The organism is Psychrobacillus sp. FSL W7-1457 (assembly GCF_038593405.1).
Taxonomy (GTDB): domain Bacteria; phylum Bacillota; class Bacilli; order Bacillales_A; family Planococcaceae; genus Psychrobacillus.
In genome coordinates this window covers 1,669,513-1,686,524 of the sequence record NZ_CP151993.1, presented here as the reverse complement: position 1 = coordinate 1,686,524, position 17,012 = coordinate 1,669,513, and the positions used below count along the sequence as shown (strand labels likewise).

Sequence of the window (17,012 nt, the reverse complement as noted above, 5' to 3'; positions counted from 1 at the left end):
TTCATACACTCCTTTCAAGAGCTAGAGCTAATCTAATTTGAAAATAACTTAGTTCTGGTAAACTATCTCGGATTATTTTCAATTTTTTCGTTTTATTTTTAGTTGAGATCATCAAAACTCGCTGTATATCCTCTTCTGAAATAAAAGTTGAAAGAGACATACCTTTATTAGCAGAGGCGATTTCTATTAAATGATCTTCTATCGTATTTACTTTAAGAGATCTAATAGAGGCGATTTCTTGTAAAGAATAGCCTTGTGTTAAGAGCTGTTCTGTCTTTAAGGCAGATTGGGTCAAAGGATTATGTACAAAAATATCTTGTGCTAATTGGGTTAAATCAGGATGGTCTACTTCATTTACGTTAGTTAAAATAATGTGTAGTGCTTCTACAAATTGAAGCTTCATGTCTGTAACTGATGACTCGTATACCGTAGCCAGCTGATCCCACGTCAATCCACTTATTTGATATCCACTCAGTCTATAGATAAGCAACGTCCGATGAATGTCCCCTAGACTTGGATGCAATAACAGGTGTTCAAGTTGACTTTTAAAGCTTTGCTGAAACTTGTCGGATTTATAATCTCTTTCTCTTAAATAGCTTTTGACGAATTGGTGAACAAAATAATCCTTCTGGTTTGGTATAAATCTTGATTCATGGTTCTTAAAGTGGGATAGAGTTTGCACGACTAATTCTAGTCTTCCCCAAAAAACTTTTTCATTTCCTCTTAATAGCCATCCATTAAATAACGGATTTTTATAACCCTTTAGCTGAGCTTCCCCTTTGTCACTGACTCTTAGCAGAGTATCCTGCTGCTCAATCCAGCTGTATTCATAGAGCTTAGATAGCTCCTCTTCATACTCTTCCTTTGTGAGTTTTGGATAAATAGAGAAATATTGATGCAAACTAAAATAAGTCACATCTTGTATCGTTTGACCTGATTTTTTTCCTTTTAATAAGTAAAAAGAAGCCATTGCTGACCGCTCTCCATTAAAACTTTGTATGATATTTAGTAATAGTTGGCTAAAATACAAGTTAAATACCTCGCAGTTTAAAAGTATTTTTGTTGAAAAGTAATGAAAACAGCTTTAGAATGAATAAGATAGCTAATTCGTATAAGTAGAATTAAAGGAGAGAATATACTAATGGCAAAATACACTATAGTAGATAAAGATACATGTATCGCATGTGGAGCTTGTGGAGCAGCTGCTCCAGATATATATGACTATGACGATGAAGGTATTGCGTTTGTTATTTTAGATGATAACATGGGGACAACAGAAGTTCCAGAGGAATTGATGGAGGATATGGAAGACGCATTTGAAGGCTGTCCTACAGATTCCATTAAAGTTTCAGAAGAATCATTTGAAGGCGACCCACTTAAATTCGAATAGTATAATAAAGCCAAGAATATGAGCAACTCATGTTCTTGGCCTTTTTGTTTTTTATAGACAAGATTACAAGCAAGCTTAAGTAATCTAAAATTTATTAAATAGGCTTTGGTACTTTAAACGATTTACTAACCTTATCTAGCAATGGCTTCATTCGTTTAAATAAAACGATCATGACGATAGTCACTAGAATACCTTTTATAAGGTTGAACGGTAAAATACCTAAAATAATTGAATTAAATAAAGCTGTTCCTGTTTCTGCAGGGAAATTTAAAAAGTACGAATACATTGGTAAGAAAACATAATAGTTTAACAAGCTCATACCAAGTGCCATACAAAGAGTCCCAACACCTAAACCGTAAGCAATCCCTTTAGAAGATGTTACTTTACGATAAATAATATAAACAGGTGTTATAAACAAGATACTTGTTGCAAAGTTAGCCATATGACCAACTGGAACGCCTGTAGGACTTCCTGAGAATAACCAATCCAAAACGTTTTTCATAAGGGCTACAAGTACCCCTGCAACTGGTCCCATAGTAATTGCAGCAATTAAAGCTGGAATATCACTAAAGTCAATTTTCAAATAAGCTGGTAAAACTGGTAACGGAAATGCAAGCAGCATTAATACGAAAGAAATACTACTCAGCATAGCGATTGCAATAAGCATTCGCGTCTTACTTTTTGCCATAAATCCTCTCTCCTTTTGCGATTCACTCCACAAGAAGAAAGGTTCAGCTTGTTATCCATACTCAAAAAATCCCTTAAGCATTAAGTTAGCTTAAAGGAGAAAAAGGTACACTTAAATAAGCGTATCCGTATAAGAGCATACGAAAAACAGCTGCACCTTCACCTTCTCCCATCCAGACTATACTGTCGGCTTTGGAATTTAACCAAATCCTGCCATTAACGGCTCGCGGGCTCAAGAAAAAAATCTTCTACTACCGCCGATCGGGAATTTCACCCTGCCCCGAAGATGAATCAATATTTTGTTGTCCTTCAAGAATATCTTGAATTACAATCATTTTATCAAACTATATTAATATATGCAATACAACTGTTTTACTTTAAGCAAATTATTGATGCCATGGAAAGTGGGAACCAATTATTGAGTTTGGGAAGGGTCACCTGGATATAATAGAGGTATTTGTGCGTTGGAATTCATGCTACCGGTGATATTTTTCCGGGAACGGTGATAAATGCCTCACGAGCGGTGATAAATCTTCACGAACGGTTATAAATGCCTCACGAACGGTGATAAAAGGCATTTTTCTTTGACTCTTTTAAAATTGTGCTACATAAAATTAATGAAGTGTCTTCAAAATAGCATCTTCGCACCTTAATATCAAAAAGCGGCACCTTAACCATCCAATTGTGCTACATAAAATAAACGAAGTGGCACCTAAATAGCGTCTACGCACCTTAATATCGAAAAGCGGCACCTTAACCACTCCAAAGCGCTCCTAAACCATCCAATTGTGCTACATAAAATAAAGAAAGTGGCACCTAAATAGCATCTACGCACCTAATATCAAAAAGCGGCACCTTAACCACTCCAAAGCGCTCCTAAACCATCCAATTGTGCTACATAAAATAAACGAAGTGGCACCTTAATAGCGTCTACGCACCTTAATATCAAAAAGCGTTACCTTAACTACTCCAAAGCGCTCCTAAACCATGCAGTCGTGCTACATAAAATTAAGAAAGTGGCACCTTAATAGCATTTACGCACCTTAATATCAAAAAGCGGCACCTTAACTACTCCAAAGCGCTCCTAAACCATGCAGTCGTGCTACATAAAATTAATGAAGTGTCTTCAAAATAGCATCTACGCACCTAAATTTCAAAAAGTGGCACCTAAACCATCCAATTGTGCTACATAAAATAAACGAAGTGGCACCTTAATAGCATCTACGCACCTAAGATTAAAAAGTATCACCTAATACCCTCCATAACCCCCCTAACCGCTTGTAAAACGCTAAATAAAGGTAACCCTTCCCCCTGACACCCAAGTACGCAAAATACCCTTACTCTTACACAACAAAAAAATCGACCTACCAGTAGGTCGACTCAGACTATATTATTTAATATCGCTCCTCATGTAACCATTAGGCCCCATAGGAATTGGTAAAGTGTTTGTCAAATCAAACCGATCCCATATTTTTTGCTCGACATTTTCTAATCGAACGGTTTTATCGAAGCTTGCAGCAGTTAACGTAAATGCTTCAATCATTAGAATAGAATCATCGAATTCCAGTGTTGCCAAATCTAAAGTTTCTTCAAAGGTTATGACCACAGTGTTGTCTTCTTCTGTTACTTCGTAATTAACACCTTTAGGCACTACAGTTGTAAAATAATCATTTACTGATTTTTGCATTTCTGTAAAAGGGGCTTCAGTGGATACACCCTTAGGAACAAGGAATGTCAGTCCGTTGCTCATGGTTTGCTTGTAATATACTTGTTTTTTATTTCCGTTTACCAAGTTCTCTTTACCCATAACGCCTACCTGATCCCAATTAATAGGTGTTCCATCTTCATTTAATCGCTCCAAATAGGTATAATCGTTGAATATATAACTGATTGTATCATCATAAACAGCTGTAGTAGCAGAAGCTTCGTCATATCCATGACCTTTAGGTAAATAATGTTGTAGTGTATCTCCTACAGAAACAAAATGACCTTGAAAAGGTAGATAATCGTTAAAGCCTAAAGCAACTTCATCGATAGCACTTGCATACTGCTCATATAACTGAAGACTATTTGGCCATCCGTCAGGAAAATCTTCATTGATTTTCCCTTTAGAAATAATGATTGTAATTGGGTATGCATAAGCCTCTTTTGTTAATAAAAAATGAAATGCAACGCCATCGTTTAGATCATCCTCATATACCGTCCTTGCACTATTAAATGGTTGAATAGGTAATGATTCACTTTCAACAGCTAGAGAATTGAATGATTCATCCTTATTCTCTATTTCCGCTTCTTCCGTCGTTTTCATGTCTTTCTCCATTTTCGACTCAGAGGCTGGATTAACATCCATCGTTCTCATTGTATCAGCTTGTTCATCAGCTTTATGCTGTGAAGCAGATTCTTCATTACTCGTCTCCAAGTAAGAAGAGACCAGGAGCGTCAACAATAAAACAGCAGCAATAGAAACTACAAGTGGCATCCATCTTGAAAACGGTTTGTTGTTACGCTTGATAATTTCTATGTTGGCAGACTTCATTTCTGATTGAACGCGATTATACACTTCATCCTTCGAGCGATTATCTGTAAAGATGGGCATGTTGCTTAAGAGCTTTTCTAAATCATCATTCTGTTTTTCGTTATTACTCATGTTGAACATTACCCTCCTTCTTTTGACTAGATAATTTTTCTCGAAGCGCTTTAATCGCTCGATGCTGGGTTGTTTTCACTTTTCCCTCGGTCCAAGATAGTATTTGTGCTGTTTCTGAGATAGAAAGCTCTTGGAAGTATCGCATAATAACCACCATTTTTTGATCACCTGTGCAAGTGTCTAATGCTAAGAGGAGGGCCTTCATCTCATCATTTAAAACAGCGAAATCCTCTGGTAACATATCCTTTGATGCAAGCTGCGTCGATTCCCAGTCAAATGCATCAAACATCTTTTTCTTTCTAACTGTATGCTTTCGAAAATGATCGATAGCCACATTTTTAGCAATCGAAAATAACCATGTTTTTTCAGAGCTTTTACCTTCAAATTTACTATAGGCTCTTAGAACACGAACGTACACTTCTTGGACCAAGTCTTCCGCAGTCTGTCTATTTTTCACTAAATAGATCAGAAACTGAAAAACGTCTTGATGATAGCTATCATACAAGCGGTGGAAAACGGAGTCATTCATATGGCTCCCCCCGTTCTTTCAATTAGTCGTTTCATCTCCCGTTTTGTTACATTAACTAAAAGGGTAATCGAACAATAAATGTTGTACCTACCCCAACCGTACTCTCTGCAGAGAGGTAACCATCATGTCTCTCTACAATATTTTTGGCAATAGCAAGACCAAGACCTGTTCCAGCCTTCCCTCTAGTTCTAGCTTTATCGGCTTTATAAAAACGTTCAAAAATATAAGGAAGATCCTCTTCTGGAATTCCTACTCCGGTGTCTGATACCTTAATAATTATTTGGTTTTCTAAAGTACTTAAATGAACAGTCACAGAACCTGCTTCTGGTGTGTGTCTTAAAGCATTGTCGATAAGATTCGTTAACACTTGCTCCATTCGATCCTCGTCTATTTCTATCTCTAACGGTTGACCTGATGGAATGTGCTGTTCAAAGTTCAAACGAACGTTACTCTCTTTAGCAGCTTGATCAAATTTCTGTGTTATTCTTTCAATAGTTGGAACTATCTCTACGTTTTCCTTATATATACTCAAATACCCTGATTCTAATCTTGCTAAATCTAGTAATTCTGTTACTAATCTTCCCATTCGTTTCGATTCATCATAAATGACTCGTATCATTTCATTTTTATCTTCTTCAGTAGTTACAATTTCATCAATAATGGCTTCACTGTAGCCTTGAAGCATTGAAATCGGTGTTCTCAGCTCATGGGACACATTTGCTATAAAGTCAGAACGCATTTTGTCTAAACGATGTTGCTCAGTCATATTACGCAGCACCACCACAGCTCCACGAACATATTCGTTGCTGTATAGAAGACTAATGGAGACAGAGAAATACTCTCCTCGAATTTCTAGTTCCTCATCCAACTCTTCTTCTATCTCTAATACATGTTCTAAAAGATGACGCAGCTCATTTGGTAGCTCAGAATCATCCAATTGGTTGTTTTCAGCTTGCCATTTTGTAAGAAGTTGTTCTGCTTGTGGATTGCTGACTTGTACATGGAAATCCTTATTGATAGTAATAACAGCATCTGTCATAGACGTTAAAATGCTAGCCAGTTGTTCTTTTTCTTGATTGATTACCTCTACATGGTGCTTTAACTGTTTCCCCATCCGATTAAATGCAGATCCTAGCTCTCCTATCTCATCTCGCTGTGTATAGGGTACCTTCGTTTCAAAGTTCCCTTTAGCTAGCTCTAATGCAGCCTCACGCATAGAACGTAAAGGAGAAGTAATTCTTGAAGAAAGGAAAAACGTAAAAAGAGTAGTAAGCAGTAACGCAATAAAACCAGATAAGAACACAATTCTTGTCGTGTTGTTTGAAGTTTTACTTACTACCTCTAAGCTTTGATAAATAAAAACAGCGCCGTGTGTTTGTATTTCAGACTCTAATGGAAAGGCTAGAATAAGATAATTTTCCATTAAGTTATCTTCACTCATGGAAGGCATTAGCATCTTTCTTATAATCGTCTTATCAGTAGTATAAATTTGGGAAAGCTGGTCATCGTCTAAAATCTTATCTTTAATTACCTCTTTGTTTAAGCCATCATGAATGGAAAGGAACACAGATTGCGCATCGTCTACAATTAATGCATTTGTTTCTGTTCCTAATATATCACTAATGATAGAAATGGATTCTTCTACATTATCATGCTGTTCTACGATTTTTCCGATGGTTGCGGCTTCCTGCCTCAAGGTTTCTTCTGCTTGCTCTGTATGGAAATCTTCTAAAAACTCTAACATAAGGACAGTAATTATAAACAACACAAATAAGACGAGAAGCAATATGGTTCCCCATAGCTTCCCGACAACACTATTCCAAATCCTATTCATTTCCTACCTCGAACTTGTAGCCAACTCCCCATACAGTAACAATCATTTTTGCAGCTTTTTCGGATACTCTATTTAGCTTTTCACGTAATCTCTTCACATGCGTATCAACTGTACGTAAATCTCCAAAGAAGTCATAATGCCAAACTTCCTTCAAAAGCTGTTCTCGGTCAAATACCTTATCTGGAGCCTTAGCAAGGAAATATAGCAATTCATATTCTTTAGGTGTAAGACTAACCTCTTCCCCGTCAGCAGTCACTCGATGTGCATCGTGGTCAATTGTTAGATGTGGAAAAACAACTACATCCTTGGATATCGACACAGATTGGGAAGGAGAAAAAGCAGTAGATCTTTTTAAAAGTGCTTTTACACGAAGTACCACTTCTCTAGGACTAAATGGTTTTACGATATAATCATCTGCTCCAAGTTCAAATCCCTCTACTCGGTTTGCCTCTTCCCCTTTAGCCGTAAGAAGAATAACTGGCGTATCTTTATGTTCACGAAGCTCTGTAATCACTTCGATTCCGTCTTTTTCAGGCATCATAATATCTAATAGTATACAATTATATTCATTTTCTAAAGCGAGCTGAAGAGCAATTTGTCCATTTTCTGCTTCTTCTACTACATAACCTTCTCTTTCTAAATACATTTTTAATAATCGACGGATACGTTCTTCGTCATCTACTACTAAAAGTTTTATCATTTCTGACATTACATATCATACCCTTCTATCAACATCTATCTTATATTGTACAATTACTTATCATAAAAGAAAAGAAAAGCTCTCCATTCTGTTGAATGAAGAGCTTTTTAGCACTACTTTTGACTTACGCGTAAGAGTGAAGCCCAGCAATAATTAAGTTTACTGCAATTAGGTTGAACATAATGATAATAAATCCTATTAAAGCTAACCAAGCAGATTTTTCGCCTTGCCAACCTTTTGTTAATCTTAAATGTAAGAAAACAGCATAGAATAACCAAGTAATAAGTGCCCAAACCTCTTTTGGATCCCAACCCCAGAAACGAGACCAAGCTTCATGTGCCCAGATCATTGCAAAGATTAGTGCTCCTAATGTAAATACCGGGAAACCGATTAATACTGCACGGTAACCAATTTCGTCCATAAGCTGCGAATTCGCTTTTTTAGTTAATGGCTGAAGAACTAAAGAAATACGTTTGCGTAATATTAAACGTAACAGTCCGTATAGCACTGTACCAAATAGAAGAGACCATACAACTGTAGTCAACTTTTTACCGTTAACTAATGGAGGAACTTCCACCAATGGCTCCATCGCTCCATCAGTAATTGCTTCGGATTCATTCATCCCAAATAAAGCAGGCTTGTTATACTCGATATCGTGCGGATTACCTTCCTTATCGATATAGGAATATTCTGCTGAATAATCTGCAACAGAGAAGGTAACTGTTGATACAACAAATCCTAAAACTAGTACTAAAACGTACATAGTAGCTTCCATCCAAAAACGTTGTTTAGATGGCTTTGTTAGGTCAATATTCTTCAATAAAAAGATCAAACCTGCTACTGCACTAATTGCTAAAATAGCTTCTCCAAGAGCAGCCGTAATAACATGGATCGTTAACCAGTGACTTTTTAACGCTGGTATTAAAGGAGTGATATCTTTTGGGAACATACTTGCATAAGCAATAATTAGTACTGCTATTGGAAGTGCAAACAACCCAAGAGCAGGGGTTTTGTATATAAAGTAAATTAATATAAATGCTCCTACTACGAGCATTCCAAACGCAGTTGTAAACTCAAATAAGTTACTTACTGGTGCATGTCCTGCTGCAATCCAACGAGTAATAAAATACCCTAAGTTTGCTACAAAACCAATAACTGTCACGCTGATTGCTAAAGTACCCCATCGTTTATATGATTTTCTAGCTGAAGCGGCAGAAGATTTGACTGCTCCACCAAATAGGAACGTAGCAACCAAATAAGCAACAAACGCAACAAACAATAAAGTCTCACTTACAGAAACCATTGTCATCTTATTTTTCCCCTTCCTGTATTTCCTCTTTTTCTAGTTTTGTATCTAGATCTTGTTGGTCCTCATATGGTGGAATGTTGGTTACCTTTGATACTTCATCGATATCCTTTTTCACACTCATCCAGTTTTTGTTTGTATGAGCCGCAACAACCATTTTTCCATCCTCTAGATACTGAAGCCAAATTCGGCGATGATTCCAGTATGACCCTTGTGCAACACCAATCATGAAAATCAATCCACCAAGCATAAGAATAGGAAGTGTTAAATCTTTTCGGATTGTAAGACCTGACATATCTCTAGTTTCTACACTTTCAAATTTAACTTTATGAGCTGTCTCACCTAAAGGCTCTAATGTATTTTGAATCATGACAAAGCTAGATTCTCCCTTAGGAAATTCCGGGCTATACATTTTCATTAAAAATGCTGGATTTTTTGGTTCAGGCGTCTCTGATTGTGGTTCTCCGTCTACAAATCCAGAGAAATTAGCGTAATAATCCACAATTTCTACTTTGTACCCGTCATTTAACTCGTACATACTTTGAGGATTTGATAATTCAACCGTAAACTGACCATGGTTAGTACCAGTTTCCTTATCCTCTAAATGGAAGGTCATAGACTTTAATTCATTAAGACGGAAATCCATTTGGAACACAGAAAAATTATCAAACTTCAAAGGTTCATTAACTTGAATGGATTCTTCCTTTACTAGCTTTAAATCTTCCGGATGTCCAGCAATTGCATCGTCAGGACCTTTATACAAAGCAATATCTGTTTGATAGTTTTTCGCGATTGAACCAACCCTATCCAAGGCTTCTCCAAAAACTTCCTCAGATTCTTCTTTTGTATAAGTCTCATATATGAACTGCTTACTTTCTAAGAAATATCCATCTGTTTGTGGGATATAGAGCGTCTCTCCTTCTCTGATCCACATTGTTTCATCGACATAGAAGCCTGGAATAGCACGCATCATAACACCCAATAAGAAAAGGATTAGACCTAAATGGTTAACATACGGGCCCCACCTAGAAAATCGGCCTTTTTCTGCCAGAATTGCATTTCCTTCTCTTTTCACATTATACTTTAATGCTTTTAGCTTCTCTTCCGCTTTCTCAAGCGATTCTACAGGAGATTCAACTTCTCCCTCACCATAAACACGTTGACGTTTTAAGAAGCTCACATGTCTTTTTGTTTTTTGCCTTTTGAGAGATTTATACAGTGGAATTACTCGGTCTAAACTTGCAATGACTAGAGATATCCCTAGCATTCCAACTAATGTTTGGAACCACCATGAGCTATAAAGATCAGAAAGACCTAATTCATAGTAGAGTGTGCCGAACCACCCATAAACTCGTTCATAGTACGCAGCAATATCTTCTTCTCTTGTGGCAGGAACATAGAAAACCTGTGGCAAAATTGTTCCTATCGCTGCTGCGACTAAGATAGCAACTATTATCCACATCCCTACTTTCACACTAGAAAAGAAGTTCCAAATTTTATCAATGATTGTTTTGTTATAGGTTTGAGAACGTCTTGCAGACCCTTCATACCTCATATCAACAAGCTTTTGATCTTTCGAATGTTGACTTAACGGTCGTCCACAGCTTTCACAAAGCTCTGTACCTGCAGGGTTGACGTGCCCACATTTACAAACTATCTTGTCCATCTAAAAGACTCCTTTAGGAAGGTTTGATTTGTTCCATGTAATCAGCAATATCTTGCTCGGTCATCTCACCTTTAATAATCTTTTCGATCTTACCTTCCGGGCTAATCAAAAAGGTCGTTGGTAGTGGATCAATATTATAGGAATCCAACAAGCTTTTATTACGATCGATCGCAATTGGGAATGTTAAACCATATTGGTTAGCAAAACGGTTTACCTTCAAATCTGATTCTCCCACATTAATGGCTAAGGTTTGAACACCTTGTTCTTTGTAAATGTTAAATTGGTTGTCCATAGCTGGCATTTCTTTAGCACATGGTTTACACCAAGTTCCCCAGAAATTTAAGAAGATTCCCTGCCCTTCATAGTCAGACAGTTTATGCTGTTCTCCATTCATATCCACTACTTGGAAATTCGGTGCTTTATCGCCGACTTTGAGAACTGCATTTTTTTCTTTCGTCACGTTAGAGAAAATTGTAAAAACAATTGCTAGTGTAAGTACTACCAAAATAACTGCTCTTATGTAAAAACGTTTTTGTTTGGATTGAGCCACCTTTTATTTCCTCCATTCCATGCATTGCCGACAATATTATACCAAATATAATGTCCAATTTGAGAAGGACATATGAAGGCTTTGTGAACTTTTCATTGCTATTTACCTATTTTACCTGTTTCTGCCAGTACTCTAAGCTGTTTAATCTCATGAGTTGTTAATTCTCTCCACTCTCCTGCGTTCAAACCGTGTAGAGTTAAGAAACCAAATCGTTCTCTTTTTAATTTTTGCACAGGGAAGCCAATTGCATCAAACATACGACGTACTTGACGGTTTTTGCCCTCATGGATCGTAATTTCAACAATTGATTTATTTGCTTTCTTTTCAGAAGATAGAAGCTTAACTTTTGCAGGAGCTGTCTTACCATCCTCTAAAACGACACCTCTCTCAAGCGGTCTTAGTTGCTCGCGTAAAGGTATACCTTTAAGTCGCGCGACATAAGTCTTGTCCACCTTGAACTTTGGATGTGTAAGTGCATAAGAAAAATCTCCATCATTTGTTAAGAGCAATAAACCTGAAGTTTCATAATCTAATCTACCTACTGGGTATAATCTTTCCGTTACATGAGGGAGTAAATCGGTAACAGTCTTTCTACCTTTGTCATCGCTAACGGCTGAGATAACACCTCTTGGCTTGTAAAGTAAGAAATATTTCTTTTGTTCTTTCTCTAATTTGACACCTTCTACTTCAACTGTATCTGAATCAGAGACCTTAGTACCTAATTCCTTAATTACTTTCCCATTGACCTTTACTTTTCCTTCTAAAATTAACTCTTCTGCTTTTCTACGTGAAGCAACACCTGCGTGTGCTAAAACTTTTTGTAATCTTTCCAAGTAATCCACCTCGTCCATTCTTCATACATGAGTGAATTATGTCACACTTTTGCAGAAAATAAAAGAAGACAGTCTTTTAGAAAAACTGTCTTCTCCAAATTATTTGACTTTCTTGACGTTAAATTCTAGCGCAACATCTTTATCAATCATTACCTTCCAGAGAAAAGGCTTTTTTTCCTTGTTGTTTCTCGGGATAATGAGTACATTATTTAGCTTCTCTTCTTCTTCCTTGTTCAACAGTAAATAGTAGTCCTTTTTAACCTCTATTACATCTTTTTGAAAAAGCTCGTATTTCCCTTTTTCAACTACTTGAACCATCGAATAGTTTTGGAATATTTGCTCTGCAAGAGAAACATGAGTGTTCCAATCATTTGAATGATTCAATGTTACCACAATTACTTCTTTATCCTTGTCTTTCAAATATGTTACAAGCGTTCTTCCAGCTCTTTTCGTATAACCTGTTTTACCGGCAACTGTATACTCGTTGAAATGCATAAGTTTATGCTTATTTCTCCATTTGATAGAACGTTCCTTTGGAACAAAATTCTTAGCAGATGCGATTTTCATAAAATCTTCATTTTGCAAAGCAAGTCGGAACATATTAGCCATGTCGTGAGCCGAAGCATAGTGTTCATCATTATGAAGACCCGAAGGATTCGTAAAATGAGAGTTTTCTAAACCAGCTAATTGAAACTTTTCGTTCATCAGTTTCACAAAACCTTCTAACGAACCTCCAGTATGCTCTGCTAATGCATAAGCTGCATCATTGCCTGATTGAAGCATTAGTCCATGCAGCAAGGAATTAACAGTCCAAACCTCTCCTGGCTGCAAATAGAGAGAGGATCCTTCTTGAGCCGCAGCTACCGAAGAAATCGTAATTTCTTCATCAAGAGTTGCATTGTCCAACACCGTCAATGCTGTCCATACCTTTGTAAGACTAGCAATAGGAAGCTCTACCTCTGCATTATTTCCTAGCAACAATCTCCCTGTCTTAGCATCAATCACAGCATAAGATGAAGATACGGCTTGTGCACTTCCAATATTAACAAACAGGAAAAATAAAATTAGTATAAGCGCTTTTTTATAAATGGAAAATACTCCTTTTTCATTTATTTCTATCCTTCAAATGCTTCTTGGAACTTGGTCATAAATAAATCTGTGTCTTCCATGTCTTCTACCTCTACTTCTTCAGGTAATGGAGGTAGTGCACTGATATCCTTTAATCCAAAGTATTGAAGGAATTCCTGTGTAGTTCCATACAAGATAGCCCTACCTGTCCCTTCCGCACGTCCAACTTCTTGAACTAGTCCTTTTGCAGCTAATGTATGTATTGGCCTTTCTGATTTCACACCACGGATATCCTCTATTTCTACTCGAGTAATTGGCTGCTTATATGCAATAATAGCCAAAACCTCAAGCGATGCCTGAGAAAGAGACTGGGCAGTTGGATTTTCCACTAGCTTTTGAATACAATCTATATTTTCTTCCTTTGTAACGAGTTGGTATGTTCCAGCGAGCTGCTTTAGCTGGATGCCTCTGTCCTCTGTATCCTCATACTCCATCATCAACAAATCTAAAGCCTCGGCTATTTGGTTTTCTTCTGTATCTGTTAAGAATGACAGTTGCTTTTTAGTTAAACCGTCCTCCCCACTTACAAATAGTAGACTTTCTATTTTACTCTTTAATTTCTTCATATATTTCAATTTCCTTTCCTAATTGAACAAACAAATCTTCAAAATTACTCTTTTGCTCAACCAAAACCGCCTGACGCTTCATTAGCTCCAATAAAGCTAAAAAGGTCGTAACAATAGTGGTTTTGTCTCTTGTTGGAAAGAGCTCATAAAATGATAGTCTTCCATTATGCTTTTTTAAAGTAGTAATCACGTTAGTCATAGACTCCCTAATGGAGATCTCTTGCTTGCTCACTTTAGTATGTAGAGGAGCATTAAGCTGCTTTCTTCTCAACATTTTTTGAAAGGCTCCAAGCATATCGTAAACATTTACATCAAGCTCAAACAAAGCTAACTGCTGATTACTTTGGTAACCACTTAAGTCTGCCGGCGGTCTCGTATAAAATAGATTACGAGTTTCTTCTAACTCCTGCAGATTACTCGCGGCTTCCTTATATTTCTTATACTCTATTAATTTTAATACTAGCTCATCTCTCGGGTCGTCTAAATTAATATCAAAATCATCCTCCATATCATCGTCCTGATGAATTGGAAGAAGCATTTTACTTTTAATAGACAGCAACGTAGCAGCCATTACTAAGTATTCACTTGCTTCATTTAACTCGAGAACTCGCATTGCATGGATATGTTCCATGTACTGTGTAGTGATCTCAGCCATTTTGATATCGTATATATCTATTTCCAAACGATTTATTAAATGTAATAATAAATCGAGTGGACCTTCGAATGCTTCTGTTTTTACTTCGTAAGACATAAAACTCCACCTAATATTGATTTTAAACATAATTATAGAGGAAAGGTGATTGGAATGCACCCTACATTCGATTCTAAATTTGTTCATTTTATAACAGAATTTAACGAGACTAAAGATTATTTTGAATGCCACGAACTATTAGAAGACTATTGGAAGGAAGTTTCCCCACGACAAAAGGTACATCCTTTAGCCGCACTCATTCTACTTTCCACTTCTATGTACCACTGGCGACGTGGTAACTTTCAAGGCGCTTCTAAGACCATGAAAAGCAGTATTAAACGTATGAAAGAAACAATACAATCTCCCTTCTTCGAAACTTTAAATACAGAACAGTTACTAAAAGATGCCACCCAAGCCTATCAATCTATTCAGCTTCATAAGCCTTTTACAGCATTTCAAATTGGCATCCAAAATGATTCACTGCTTACCCTCACCAAGGAGGTAACCTTATCAAAAGATATAGATCAACATTTTCTTATTCATAAACATATGCTTAGAGACCGCTCTGAAATACTTGAAGAACGAGAAAAAAAGAAAAAAAGAAGAGATGACCTATAAGGTCAGTTCTCTTCTTTTTCTTTATGACATTTTACAAAGAAAGCTTTGATTTCTTCTGTTGACCTAATATTAGTCGTTTGTAAAACATTAGATAGGGCTAGAATCATATTTTTGCCGATTCCCTCTCCTCGGTGAGAAGGATTAACAGAAATATGTTGGATGATTGCATCTGTTTCCACCATTCGAACTCCAATAATACCGACGACATCCTCCATCTTTTTCCAAACGAATAAGTGCCAATCAGGATTAGATTCGTATTCATGAATCGTTTCCAATAGTTTTTTGACATCTTTTTCATTGGGCATAAAAGATAAGAGACCCATAGAAATTTTTTCATAAGCTTTTTTATAACGAAATAACATGTTTAAGACCCTCTTTTAATTTCTTTAAAGAACTTTACTACTTTTTATGATAATTGTCCAATTATACATTACCATTTGGGGCAATAAATAGCCAATACGCTACTCCCCAAATTATTCCGGTTAAAAATAAAATTAGAAACAATATAACATTTATCTTTTTCAAATTAGTCTCTTCCTTTCTCTATATGATAAGGAAGGTCGAGGCGAATAAGGTCTTCCAATGTTTCTCGTTTTACAGCCAATTGGTGCTGACCATTCTCAACGAATACTACAGCTGGTTTTGCCATACGATTGTAATTACTTGCCATTGAATAACCATATGCTCCGGTACAGAACACGGCTAAAATATCACCTGGTTCAGCTTTCGGTAATGAAATATGCTCAATAAGCTTATCCCCAGACTCACAGCATTTCCCAGCAATTGTATAGTCAACCTTTTTCGGTGTTCCCATTTTGTTGGCAATCGCCGCATCATACTCTGCTCCATATAATGCTGGGCGAATATTATCCGACATGCCCCCATCGACTGCTAAGTAGTTTCGAATTTCCGGTACTTCTTTTTCAGAGCCAATGGTATAAAGGGAGGTACCCGAATCACCAACTAGTGAACGACCTGGCTCAATCCAAATTTCTGGCATCTCTAAGTTAGCATTTGCTACTAATTGTTTGACAGCACTAATCATTTCCTTCACATAAGTAGAAGGTTCCAGTGGAGTGTCTTGCTCGGTATACTTAATGCCGAAGCCACCACCAAGATTTAATACTTTGCAAGCATAGCCAAACATGTTATCCCATTCAATCATTTTAGTGATAAGCTTTTCTGCTGCTAGCTTAAAACCAACTGTTTCAAAAATTTGAGATCCGATGTGGCAATGTAATCCTAACAATTCTATAAATTCTTCTTTATAAACTTGTTGAAATGCTTGATCAGCTTGTCCATTCATTAAGTCAAAACCAAATTTAGAGTCCTGCTGACCAGTTGTAATATAATCATGGGTATGAGCCTCTACTCCTGGAGTAACTCTTAGTAGTATTTTTACTTTTTGGTTTAGCTTTGCAGTTAAACTTTTTAGCAATTCAATCTCGTAAAAATTGTCTACGACTATACAGCCAATCTTATGCTCCATTGCCAACATTAATTCATCTACACTTTTGTTATTACCATGAAAATGTATTCGTTCTGGAGGATATCCCGCTTGTATTGCTGTATATAGTTCTCCTGCTGATACAACATCCAAAGACAAGCCTTCTTGCTCCATTACTTGATACATTGCAATGCAAGAGAAAGCTTTACTTGCATAAGCTACCTGAGCACCTATATTTTCTTCCTGGAATGTAGCTAAAAAGGCTCTTGCTCTTGATCTGATAAGAGACAAATCATATACAAATAGCGGAGTTCCATATGTTTTAGTAAGTTCTAATGAGTCAATACCGCCTATCAACAGGTGGCCCTTTTCGTTCACATTATGCTCTGATACCATTACCATGTATCCTCGCCTCTTTTC

General features: G+C 36.8%; 16 protein-coding genes, 1 pseudogene and 1 riboswitch. Of the genes and pseudogenes, 2 read left to right on the top strand and 15 right to left on the bottom strand.

Going from position 1 to position 17,012, the window contains the following annotated elements; all coding sequences use genetic code 11:
- Position 1 precedes the first annotated feature (1 nt).
- Positions 2-970: a helix-turn-helix domain-containing protein gene (locus NSQ95_RS08030; protein WP_342560676.1), complete on the bottom strand. Its 969-nt coding sequence runs from the start codon at positions 968-970 to the stop codon at positions 2-4.
- A gap of 171 nt (positions 971-1,141) precedes the next feature.
- Here NSQ95_RS08030 and NSQ95_RS08025 point away from each other — a divergent pair, with 171 nt between their 5' ends.
- Positions 1,142-1,390: a ferredoxin gene (locus NSQ95_RS08025; protein ID WP_342560675.1), complete on the top strand. Its 249-nt coding sequence runs from the start codon at positions 1,142-1,144 to the stop codon at positions 1,388-1,390.
- Positions 1,391-1,484: 94 nt separating this feature from the next.
- On the opposite strand, the gene NSQ95_RS08020 is transcribed toward NSQ95_RS08025, so the two are convergent.
- From NSQ95_RS08020 to NSQ95_RS07965, 12 genes and pseudogenes are all read right to left on the bottom strand, one after another.
- The gene (locus tag NSQ95_RS08020; protein WP_342560674.1) at positions 1,485-2,078 is read right to left on the bottom strand and encodes an ECF transporter S component; all 594 of its coding nucleotides are present in this window, start codon (positions 2,076-2,078) and stop codon (positions 1,485-1,487) included.
- Positions 2,079-2,234: 156 nt separating this feature from the next.
- Positions 2,235-2,369: riboswitch (FMN riboswitch) on the bottom strand.
- Positions 2,370-3,467: 1,098 nt separating this feature from the next.
- A complete protein-coding gene (locus NSQ95_RS08015; protein WP_342560673.1) occupies positions 3,468-4,724 on the bottom strand; it encodes a hypothetical protein in 1,257 nt (418 codons plus the stop codon).
- Positions 4,717-5,259: pseudogene (sigX, locus tag NSQ95_RS08010) on the bottom strand (RNA polymerase sigma factor SigX); the annotation flags it as partial. The gene NSQ95_RS08015 and the pseudogene sigX, both read right to left, overlap by 8 nt.
- 49 nt (positions 5,260-5,308) lie before the next feature.
- Positions 5,309-7,087, bottom strand: coding sequence for an ATP-binding protein (locus tag NSQ95_RS08005; protein ID WP_340883723.1), 1,779 nt, complete (start codon positions 7,085-7,087; stop codon positions 5,309-5,311).
- A complete protein-coding gene (locus tag NSQ95_RS08000) occupies positions 7,080-7,796 on the bottom strand; it encodes a response regulator transcription factor (RefSeq protein ID WP_169361303.1) in 717 nt (238 codons plus the stop codon). Before NSQ95_RS08000 ends, NSQ95_RS08005 begins: the two co-directional genes overlap by 8 nt.
- A 115-nt stretch (positions 7,797-7,911) precedes the next feature.
- Positions 7,912-9,096, bottom strand: a complete 1,185-nt coding sequence (gene ccsB, locus NSQ95_RS07995) for a c-type cytochrome biogenesis protein CcsB (protein WP_169361304.1) — start codon at positions 9,094-9,096, stop codon at positions 7,912-7,914.
- A gap of 1 nt (position 9,097) precedes the next feature.
- Entirely contained in the window at positions 9,098-10,759 is a 1,662-nt protein-coding gene (locus NSQ95_RS07990; RefSeq protein ID WP_342560672.1) for a cytochrome c biogenesis protein ResB, read from the bottom strand.
- A gap of 13 nt (positions 10,760-10,772) precedes the next feature.
- Positions 10,773-11,309, bottom strand: a complete 537-nt coding sequence (gene resA, locus NSQ95_RS07985; protein WP_169361306.1) for a thiol-disulfide oxidoreductase ResA — start codon at positions 11,307-11,309, stop codon at positions 10,773-10,775.
- Between the two features lie 98 nt (positions 11,310-11,407).
- Positions 11,408-12,142, bottom strand: coding sequence for a pseudouridine synthase (locus tag NSQ95_RS07980; RefSeq protein ID WP_169361307.1), 735 nt, complete (start codon positions 12,140-12,142; stop codon positions 11,408-11,410).
- 99 nt (positions 12,143-12,241) lie between these two features.
- A complete protein-coding gene (locus NSQ95_RS07975) occupies positions 12,242-13,183 on the bottom strand; it encodes a D-alanyl-D-alanine carboxypeptidase family protein (protein WP_342560798.1) in 942 nt (313 codons plus the stop codon).
- Between the two features lie 74 nt (positions 13,184-13,257).
- Positions 13,258-13,836, bottom strand: coding sequence for an SMC-Scp complex subunit ScpB (gene scpB, locus NSQ95_RS07970; RefSeq protein WP_169361309.1), 579 nt, complete (start codon positions 13,834-13,836; stop codon positions 13,258-13,260).
- On the bottom strand, positions 13,817-14,587 hold the full coding sequence (locus NSQ95_RS07965) for a segregation/condensation protein A (RefSeq protein ID WP_342560671.1): 771 nt from the start codon (positions 14,585-14,587) through the stop codon (positions 13,817-13,819). Before NSQ95_RS07965 ends, scpB begins: the two co-directional genes overlap by 20 nt.
- Before the next feature lie 54 nt (positions 14,588-14,641).
- On the opposite strand from NSQ95_RS07965, the gene NSQ95_RS07960 reads away from it, so the two are divergent.
- A complete protein-coding gene (locus NSQ95_RS07960) occupies positions 14,642-15,145 on the top strand; it encodes a DUF309 domain-containing protein (protein ID WP_169361311.1) in 504 nt (167 codons plus the stop codon).
- 2 nt (positions 15,146-15,147) lie between these two features.
- Here NSQ95_RS07960 and NSQ95_RS07955 read toward each other — a convergent pair whose 3' ends face one another.
- The gene (locus NSQ95_RS07955) at positions 15,148-15,507 is read right to left on the bottom strand and encodes a GNAT family N-acetyltransferase (RefSeq protein ID WP_169361312.1); all 360 of its coding nucleotides are present in this window, start codon (positions 15,505-15,507) and stop codon (positions 15,148-15,150) included.
- Between the two features lie 164 nt (positions 15,508-15,671).
- Complete coding sequence (lysA, locus tag NSQ95_RS07950; protein WP_342560670.1) at positions 15,672-16,994, bottom strand: diaminopimelate decarboxylase; 1,323 nt, start codon at positions 16,992-16,994, stop codon at positions 15,672-15,674.
- Positions 16,995-17,012: the final 18 nt, after the last annotated feature.

What these genes read in the sequence shown, in the direction of transcription:
- NSQ95_RS08030 (WP_342560676.1), bottom strand. Translation starts at nt 970, where the DNA reads ATGGCTTCTTTTTACTTATTAAAAGGAAAAAAATCAGGTCAAACGATA.
- ccsB (WP_169361304.1), bottom strand. Translation starts at nt 9,096, where the DNA reads ATGACAATGGTTTCTGTAAGTGAGACTTTATTGTTTGTTGCGTTTGTT.
- NSQ95_RS07955 (WP_169361312.1), bottom strand. Translation starts at nt 15,507, where the DNA reads ATGTTATTTCGTTATAAAAAAGCTTATGAAAAAATTTCTATGGGTCTC.
- NSQ95_RS08000 (WP_169361303.1), bottom strand. Translation starts at nt 7,796, where the DNA reads ATGTCAGAAATGATAAAACTTTTAGTAGTAGATGACGAAGAACGTATC.
- NSQ95_RS07965 (WP_342560671.1), bottom strand. Translation starts at nt 14,587, where the DNA reads ATGTCTTACGAAGTAAAAACAGAAGCATTCGAAGGTCCACTCGATTTA.
- lysA (WP_342560670.1), bottom strand. Translation starts at nt 16,994, where the DNA reads ATGGTAATGGTATCAGAGCATAATGTGAACGAAAAGGGCCACCTGTTG.
- NSQ95_RS08005 (WP_340883723.1), bottom strand. Translation starts at nt 7,087, where the DNA reads ATGAATAGGATTTGGAATAGTGTTGTCGGGAAGCTATGGGGAACCATA.
- NSQ95_RS07990 (WP_342560672.1), bottom strand. Translation starts at nt 10,759, where the DNA reads ATGGACAAGATAGTTTGTAAATGTGGGCACGTCAACCCTGCAGGTACA.
- NSQ95_RS08025 (WP_342560675.1), top strand. Translation starts at nt 1,142, where the DNA reads ATGGCAAAATACACTATAGTAGATAAAGATACATGTATCGCATGTGGA.
- NSQ95_RS08020 (WP_342560674.1), bottom strand. Translation starts at nt 2,078, where the DNA reads ATGGCAAAAAGTAAGACGCGAATGCTTATTGCAATCGCTATGCTGAGT.
- NSQ95_RS08015 (WP_342560673.1), bottom strand. Translation starts at nt 4,724, where the DNA reads ATGAGTAATAACGAAAAACAGAATGATGATTTAGAAAAGCTCTTAAGC.
- NSQ95_RS07960 (WP_169361311.1), top strand. Translation starts at nt 14,642, where the DNA reads ATGCACCCTACATTCGATTCTAAATTTGTTCATTTTATAACAGAATTT.
- scpB (WP_169361309.1), bottom strand. Translation starts at nt 13,836, where the DNA reads ATGAAGAAATTAAAGAGTAAAATAGAAAGTCTACTATTTGTAAGTGGG.